Origin of the sequence: Streptomyces sp. NPDC008163 (genome assembly GCF_042956885.1) — a bacterium.
In the GTDB taxonomy this organism is placed as follows: Bacteria; Actinomycetota; Actinomycetes; order Streptomycetales; family Streptomycetaceae; genus Streptomyces; species Streptomyces drozdowiczii_A.
Genome location: NZ_JBIBHG010000011.1, coordinates 163,418 through 170,322, shown reverse-complemented (window position 1 = coordinate 170,322; position 6,905 = coordinate 163,418). Strand labels below are relative to the sequence as shown.

Here is a 6,905-nt window from a genome sequence, read left to right as displayed (position 1 = left end):
GGCGCCCCCGCCGCCAGCCCCGCGGGCGGGGTCCGGGGGGGCGCGGCGCGGGGGCGCCCCGCCGCCCCGGGGGGGCGCCGGCCCGCCGCGCCCGCCCGGCCCCCCGCCGTGCTGCCGGGCTCAGCCCTCCCAGGTCCAGTCGGCGACCTCGGGCAGGTCGGTGCCGTGTTCGCGGATCCAGGCGTGGTGGCGGGTGCGGGTGTCCGCCATCTCCTGACGCACCGCCACGGCGCGTACGCCCAGGCCGGGGACCCGGTCGATGACGTCCATGACCAGCCGGTAGCGGTCCAGGTCGTTGCGGACGACCATGTCGAAGGGCGTGGTGGTCGTGCCCTCCTCCTTGTAGCCCCGCACGTGCAGCTCCCCGTGGCCGGTGCGCCGGTAGGCCAGCCGGTGGATCAGCCACGGGTAGCCGTGGTACGCGAAGATGACCGGCTTGTCCCGGGTGAACAGCGCGTCGTACTCGGAGTCCGGCATGCCGTGCGGATGCTCGGAGTGCGGCATGAGCCGGGCCATGTCGACCACGTTGACCACCCGCACCGCCAGCTCCGGCAGATGGCGCCTGAGCAGCTGGGCGGCCGCCAGGGTCTCCAGCGTGGGTACGTCACCGGCGCAGGCGAGGACGACATCGGGCTCGCGGCTGCCGTCCTCGGTGCCCGCCCACTCCCAGAGCCCGGCGCCGCGCGCGCAGTGCTCCCGGGCCTGGTCGAGGGTGAGCCAGTCGAAGCTGGGCTGCTTGCCCGCCACGATGACGTTCACGTAGTCCCGGCTGCGCAGGGCGTGGTCGGCGACGGAGAGCAGGGTGTTGGCGTCGGGCGGCAGGTAGACACGTACGACTTCGGGGCTCTTGTTGAGGATGTGGTCCACGAAGCCCGGGTCCTGGTGCGAGAAGCCGTTGTGGTCCTGGCGCCAGACGTGCGAGGTGAGCAGGTAGTTGAGGGAGGCGATGGGGCGGCGCCAGGCGAGCCGGCGCGAGGTGCGCAGCCACTTGATGTGCTGGTTGACCATCGAGTCCACGATGTGCGCGAACGCCTCGTAGCAGGAGAACAGCCCGTGCCGGCCGGTCAGCAGATAGCCCTCCAGCCAGCCCTGGCACAGGTGCTCGGACAGGACCTCCATGACCCGGCCGTCCCGGGACAGGTGCTCGTCGGTCGGGAGGGTGCGGGCCTGCCACGCCTTGCCGCTGGCCTCGTAGACGGCGTCGAGCCGGTTGGAGGCCGTCTCGTCGGGTCCGACGAGCCGGAAGTCCCTGCGGTCGGCCGTCGCCGCCATGACCGCTTCGAGGAGACCGCCCAGGACGCGGGTGGGCTCCCGGAGGGTGGTGCCGGGCCGGTCCACGGGGGCGGCGTACGCGTCGAGATCCGGGACGGGCAGGTCGCGCAGGAGCCGGCCGCCGTTGGCGTACGGGGTGGCGCCGAGGCGGGCGGCGCCCTCGGGGACGCAGGCCAGGACCTGTTCGGTGGGGCGGCCCTCGGCGTCGAAGAGTTCGCCGGGCCGGTAGGACCGCAGCCACGCCTCCAGCTGGCGCAGGTGGTCCGGGTTGTCGCGGACGCCGGGCAGCGGGACCTGGTGGGCGCGCCAGGTGGATTCGACGGGGAGCCCGTCGACCTCGGCGGGCCCGGTCCAGCCCTTCGGGGTCCGCAGCACGATCATCGGCCAGCGCGGGCGCTCCGTCTCGCCGCCGGTGCGGGCGGCGGCCTGGATCTCCGCGATGCGGTCGGCGGCGCGGTCCATGGCGAGGGCCATCGACCGGTGCACGGCGCGTGGTTCGTCCCCCTCCACGTAGAGGGGGTCGTGGCCGTATCCGCGCAGCAGGGCGTCGAGCTCGGTGTGCGGGAGGCGGGCGAGGACCGTCGGGTTGGCGATCTTGTAGCCGTTGAGGTGGAGGACCGGCAGGACGGCCCCGTCGTGGACCGGGTCGAGGAACTTGTTGGCGTGCCAGGACCCGGCGAGCGGCCCGGTCTCCGCCTCGCCGTCGCCGATGACGCAGGTGACGAGCAGTCCGGGGTGGTCGAGGGCGGCGCCGTAGGCGTGGGCGAGGGAGTAGCCGAGTTCGCCGCCCTCGTGGATGGAGCCCGGCGTCTCGGGGGCGACATGGCTGGGGACTCCGCCGGGGAAGGAGAACTGCTTGAACAGCCGGCCCATGCCCTCCGCGTCCCGGCCGACGTCCGGGTACGTCTCCGAGTAGCTGCCCTCCAGCCAGGAGCCGGCGAGGACGGCGGGCCCGCCGTGGCCGGGGCCCCAGATGCACAGCACCGGTGTTCCGCGCGCGCCGATGAGGCGGTTGAGGTGGGTGTACACGAGGTTGAGCCCGGGCGAGGTGCCCCAGTGTCCGAGCAGCCGGGGCTTGATGTGCTCGGGGGCGAGCGGCCGGGTCAGCAAGGGGTTGTCCATCAGGTAGATCTGCCCGACGGCCAGGTAGTTGGCGGCACGCCAGTGCGCGTCCAGCGCGTCGAGCTCCTGGTCGGACGGGCCGGGCGGCGGTGGGGCGTCGCTCATGGTGACCTCTCGGCGGGGCGGGGCGGGTGCGGGGGCGTCGCGGGTGCGGTCACCGGGGCTCGGAGCCGTACCAGACGGTGGTGGCGTTGCAGAATTCGCGGATGCCGTGTCCGGCGAGCTCGCGCCCGTAGCCCGAGCGCTTCACCCCGCCGAAGGGCAGCGCGGGGTGGGAGGCGGTCATGCCGTTGAAGAAGACGCCGCCGGCCTGGAGGTCCCGGACGCAGCGTTCGGTCTCGGCGGCGTCGCGGGTCCAGACGTTGGAACTGAGCCCGAAGGAGGTGTCGTTGGCGACGTCGACGGCCTCGTCCAGGCTGTCCACGCGGTAGAGGGTGGCGACCGGGCCGAAGGTCTCCTCGCGGTGGATGCGCATCTCGGGCGTGATCCCGGCGAGGACGGTGGGGGCGTAGAACCAGCCGTTCTCCAGGCCGCCGCCGAGGCCCTCGGGGCGCCCGCCGCCGCACAGCGCCTCGGCGCCCCGGCCCACCGCGTCGTCCACCAGCTCCTCCAGGTCGGCGCGGCCCTGTTCCATGGCGATCGGCCCGATGTCGGTGGTCTCCTCCAGCGGGTCGCCCACGGTCAGCTCGCGCATGCCGACGGTGAAGCGCTCGGCGAACTCCTCGTACACCTGGGTGTGCACGATGAACCGCTTGGCGGCGATGCAGGACTGGCCGTTGTTCTGGGCGCGGGCGGTGACGGCGGTGCGGGCGGCCTTGGCGACGTCCGCCGAGGCCAGGACCAGGTAGGGGTCGCTGCCGCCGAGTTCCAGGACGGTGTGCTTGACCTCGTCACCGGCGACGGCGGCGACGGAGCGGCCGGCCGGTTCACTGCCGGTGAGCGTCGCGGCGGCCACCCGGCGGTCGCGGAGGATGCCCTCGACGGCCTTGGAGCCGACCAGCAGGGTCTGGAAGCAGCCGGCCGGGAAGCCGGCGCGGTGGAAGAGGTCGCCGAGGTAGAGAGCGGTCTGCGGCACGTTCGAGGCGTGCTTCAGCAGGCCCGTGTTGCCGGCCATCAGGGCGGGGGCGGCGAAGCGCACGACCTGCCACAGCGGGAAGTTCCACGGCATCACGGCGAGGACCGGGCCGAGCGGCCGGTAGCGGACGTACGCGCGCACCGCGCCGGAGTCCTCCACATCGGCGGCGGCGGGGTGCTCGTCGGCGAGCAGGCCCTCGGCCCGTGCCGCGTACCAGCGCATCGCCTTGGCGCACTTCGCGGCCTCGGCGCGGGCGGCCTTGACGGGCTTGCCCATCTCCAGGGTCATGGTGCGCGCGATGTCCTGCTGGTCCTCGTCCAGGAGGTCGGCGGCGCGGTTGAGCAGCCGGGCCCGTTCGGCGAACGTGGTGGTGCGGTAGTCGCGGAACGTGGCGTCGGCCGCGGCGATCCGCTTCTCGATCTCGTCGTCCTCCAGCGCGTCGAACGTCCTGAGTGTCTCGCCGTTCGCGGGATTGACCGTCGCGATGGGCATGACTGTGGCCTCCTTGCCTCGGTACTTCGACCGTGCCGCGCGGTGGGCCCGCCCGCAACGCGGACCGTGACACGGCACCGCCCCCGCCACCGCATACCCGGCCGGCGCGGATCATGCATGCTCGGGACATGCGATCCGCGCCGGCCGGGGGCCTGCGGTGCGGGGGCTGGGCCGTACGCCTCAGACGAGCGCCGGGGCGGCGTCGGGGACGGGGAGGGTCTCGTCGGCGGCGGCCGGGACCGGTTCGGGGATCTCCGCGACCGCGGCGGGCGGGCGGCGGAACTCGCGGACGCCGGGCAGCGGCGGCAGCGGCACCAGCTCGATGTGCTGCGGCTCCTGGGCGTACCGGGTGAACCAGACGACCTTGCCGTCGGCGGTCCGGCAGGTGCCCCAGCTGTCGCTGAGGGCCATGACCCGGCTCAGGCCGCCGCCCTCGTGGAGCAGTCGCGGCATCTCGGAGCCGTTGTCGGCGACGGAGACCGTGAGGTGCCGTCCGGACCACCGGAGTTCGACGACGCAGCGGTTGTCGTCACCGACGTGCCGGTGGACATTGGTCAGCAGCTCCTCCACGGCACGGCACACGGGCCGTACGTGGAGTTCGAGACTCCAGTGGCGCAGGTGGGCAGCGACTATGCGTCGCAGCTGGTCCACACGGTCTGCGGAAACCTGGAGTTCGACCAGATAGTGCCGGTCGAGTGGAACGGTCATCGTCGAGGCTCCTCACATCGAGGCCCACGACTTCGCCTCGTTGAACCAACGACCCCCGAATACGAAGAGTGAGCAGATGTCTCTTCTGGGTCACTCCACAGGGTGACCCGGCTGGGCCGGTCGCGCAACATATCGGTCAGGCCAGGTGGGTGAGCACCCGGTCGGGTGTGAGGGGCAGGGTGCGCACGCGGACGCCGGTCGCGTGCCGGAAGGCGTTCCCGACGGCCGCGGCCGCGCCGACGATGCCGATCTCGCCGATGCCCTTGCTGCCCATGGGGTTGAGGTGGGGGTCGTCCTCCTCGATCCAGTGCGCGTCGACGGCGGCCACGTCGGCGCAGACGGGGACGTGGTAGGAGGCGAGGTCGCACTCGGCGAAGTCGCCGTACACCGGGTCCAGGGTGGAGCCCTCGGTCAGGGCCATCCCGATGCCCATGGTCATGCCGCCGATGAACTGGGAGCGTGCGGTACGGGAGTTGAGGATGCGACCGGCCGCGAAGACGCCGAGCATCCAGCGCACCCGGACCTCGCCGGTGCGGGTGTCGACGGCGACCTCGGCGAAGTGCGCCCCGAAGGCGTGGCGGGCGTACGGGGAGGTCTCGGCGGTCTCCTCGGTGGTGTCGGCGGTGACGGTCACCCCTTCGGCGGGCACCGGCCCGCCGCGCGCGGCGAGTTCCCCGGCGAGCCCGGCGGCGGCCTTGTGCACGGCCCAGCCCCAGGAGGCGGTGCCGGACGAGCCGCCGGCCAGCGGGGCGTCGGGCAGGTCGCTGTCGCCGATGTCGATGGCCACGTCGTCCAGCGGTGCGCCCAGCGCCTCGGCGGCGATCTGGGCGAGGACGGTACGGGCGCCGGTGCCGATGTCCGTGGCGTTGACGGCGATCCGGTAGGTGCCGTCGGGCGCGGCGTGCGCGCAGGCGTGGGCGGCACTGACGTAGACGGGGTACGTGGCCGAGGCGACGCCCGTGCCGAGCAGCAGGGCGCCCTCGCGGCGGACGCCGGGGGCGGGGTCGCGGTCCGGCCAGCCGAAGCGCTCGGCTCCCTCGCGCAGACAGGCGGCCAGGCCCCGGCTGCTGAAGGGCTTGCCGGAGTCGGGTTCGTCGGCGGGGTCGTTGCGCAGCCGCAGCTCCACGGGGTCGACGCCGGTCTCCGCCGCGAGTTCGTCCATGGCGGATTCGAGGGCGTACATCCCGGGTGCCTCGCCCGGGGCCCGCATCCATGAGGGGCTGGGCACGTCGAGGGCGGCGACCCGGTGCGTGGTGCGGCTGTGCGGTGAGCCGTACATGACGCGGGCGGGCACGGCGGCCTGCTCCACGAACTCCTTGATCCGGGAGGTGTGGGTGATGACCTCCTGGGCGACCGAGGTGAGGGTGCCGTCGGCCTCGGCGCCGAGCCTGACGCGCTGCACGGTGGGCGCCCGGTGCCCGACGAGCGCGGGCATCTGCCGCCTGGGCAGGGCGAGTTCGACGGGCCGGCCGGTGTGCAGGGCGGCCATCGCGGCGAGCACGGTCTGCGGGCGCGGGGTGCCCTTGGAGCCGAAGCCGCCGCCGACGTGCTCGGAGACGGCGGTGATCCGGTCGGCCCCGATCCCGAAGGCGGCGGCGAGGCTGTCGCGCACCTTGGTGGCGCCCTGGCTGGAGTCGTACACGGTGAGGTGCCCGTCGGGCGACCAGTGAGCGGTCGAGGCGTGCGGCTCCATGGGGTGGTTGTGGAGCGGTTCCAGGGTGTACGTGGCGTCGATCCGGACCGGTGAGGCCGCGAAGGCCCGGTCGAAGTCGCCGCGTTCGCGCACGGCCGGGTAGCCGCCGTTGGCTTCTTCGGGGGTGTAGAGGCCCGCGTGGTCCTCGGTGAGCACGACGTCGTGCGGGTCCGTCGCGTACGTGATGTGCAGGGCGGCGGCGCCTGCCCGGGCGCTCGCGAGGCTGTCGGCGAGGACGAGTGCGACGGGCCAGCCCCGGTGGGGCACCCGGTCGTCCTGGAGGACGGCGAGGATCGGGTCGTCCGGTTCGGCCAGGCGCGGCGCGTTGTCGTGGGTGAGGACGGAGTGGACGCCGGGGTGGGCGAGGGCGTCGACGGTGCGGACGGCGGTGACCCGGCCGGACGGGACGGAAGCGGGCACCGGCCAGGCGTACAGACAGCCGGGCAGGCCGCGTTCGGCGGCGTAGCGCGCGGCGCCGGTCACCTTGGCGCGGCCCTCACGACGGACGGCGGGCGCGCCGAGCGGCTGGGGGGCGTGGCTCAT

General features: G+C 73.8%; 4 protein-coding genes. All 4 read right to left on the bottom strand.

Annotated features, from left to right (window positions below):
- Window positions 1-120: 120 nt before the first annotated feature.
- On the bottom strand, window positions 121-2,499 hold the full coding sequence (locus ACFZAT_RS24185; protein ID WP_391266952.1) for a phosphoketolase: 2,379 nt from the start codon (window positions 2,497-2,499) through the stop codon (window positions 121-123).
- A gap of 49 nt (window positions 2,500-2,548) precedes the next feature.
- On the bottom strand, window positions 2,549-3,961 hold the full coding sequence (locus ACFZAT_RS24180; RefSeq protein WP_391266948.1) for an NADP-dependent succinic semialdehyde dehydrogenase: 1,413 nt from the start codon (window positions 3,959-3,961) through the stop codon (window positions 2,549-2,551).
- Between the two features lie 180 nt (window positions 3,962-4,141).
- The gene (locus ACFZAT_RS24175; protein ID WP_391266946.1) at window positions 4,142-4,669 is read right to left on the bottom strand and encodes an ATP-binding protein; all 528 of its coding nucleotides are present in this window, start codon (window positions 4,667-4,669) and stop codon (window positions 4,142-4,144) included.
- Between the two features lie 136 nt (window positions 4,670-4,805).
- Window positions 4,806-6,905, bottom strand: a complete 2,100-nt coding sequence (locus tag ACFZAT_RS24170) for a molybdopterin cofactor-binding domain-containing protein (RefSeq protein ID WP_391266943.1) — start codon at window positions 6,903-6,905, stop codon at window positions 4,806-4,808.

Excerpts from the sequence above, each read along its gene's own strand:
- ACFZAT_RS24175 (WP_391266946.1), bottom strand. The coding sequence starts at position 4,669 with ATGACCGTTCCACTCGACCGGCACTATCTGGTCGAACTCCAGGTTTCC.
- ACFZAT_RS24170 (WP_391266943.1), bottom strand. The coding sequence starts at position 6,905 with ATGAGCCACGCCCCCCAGCCGCTCGGCGCGCCCGCCGTCCGTCGTGAG.
- ACFZAT_RS24185 (WP_391266952.1), bottom strand. The coding sequence starts at position 2,499 with ATGAGCGACGCCCCACCGCCGCCCGGCCCGTCCGACCAGGAGCTCGAC.
- ACFZAT_RS24180 (WP_391266948.1), bottom strand. The coding sequence starts at position 3,961 with ATGCCCATCGCGACGGTCAATCCCGCGAACGGCGAGACACTCAGGACG.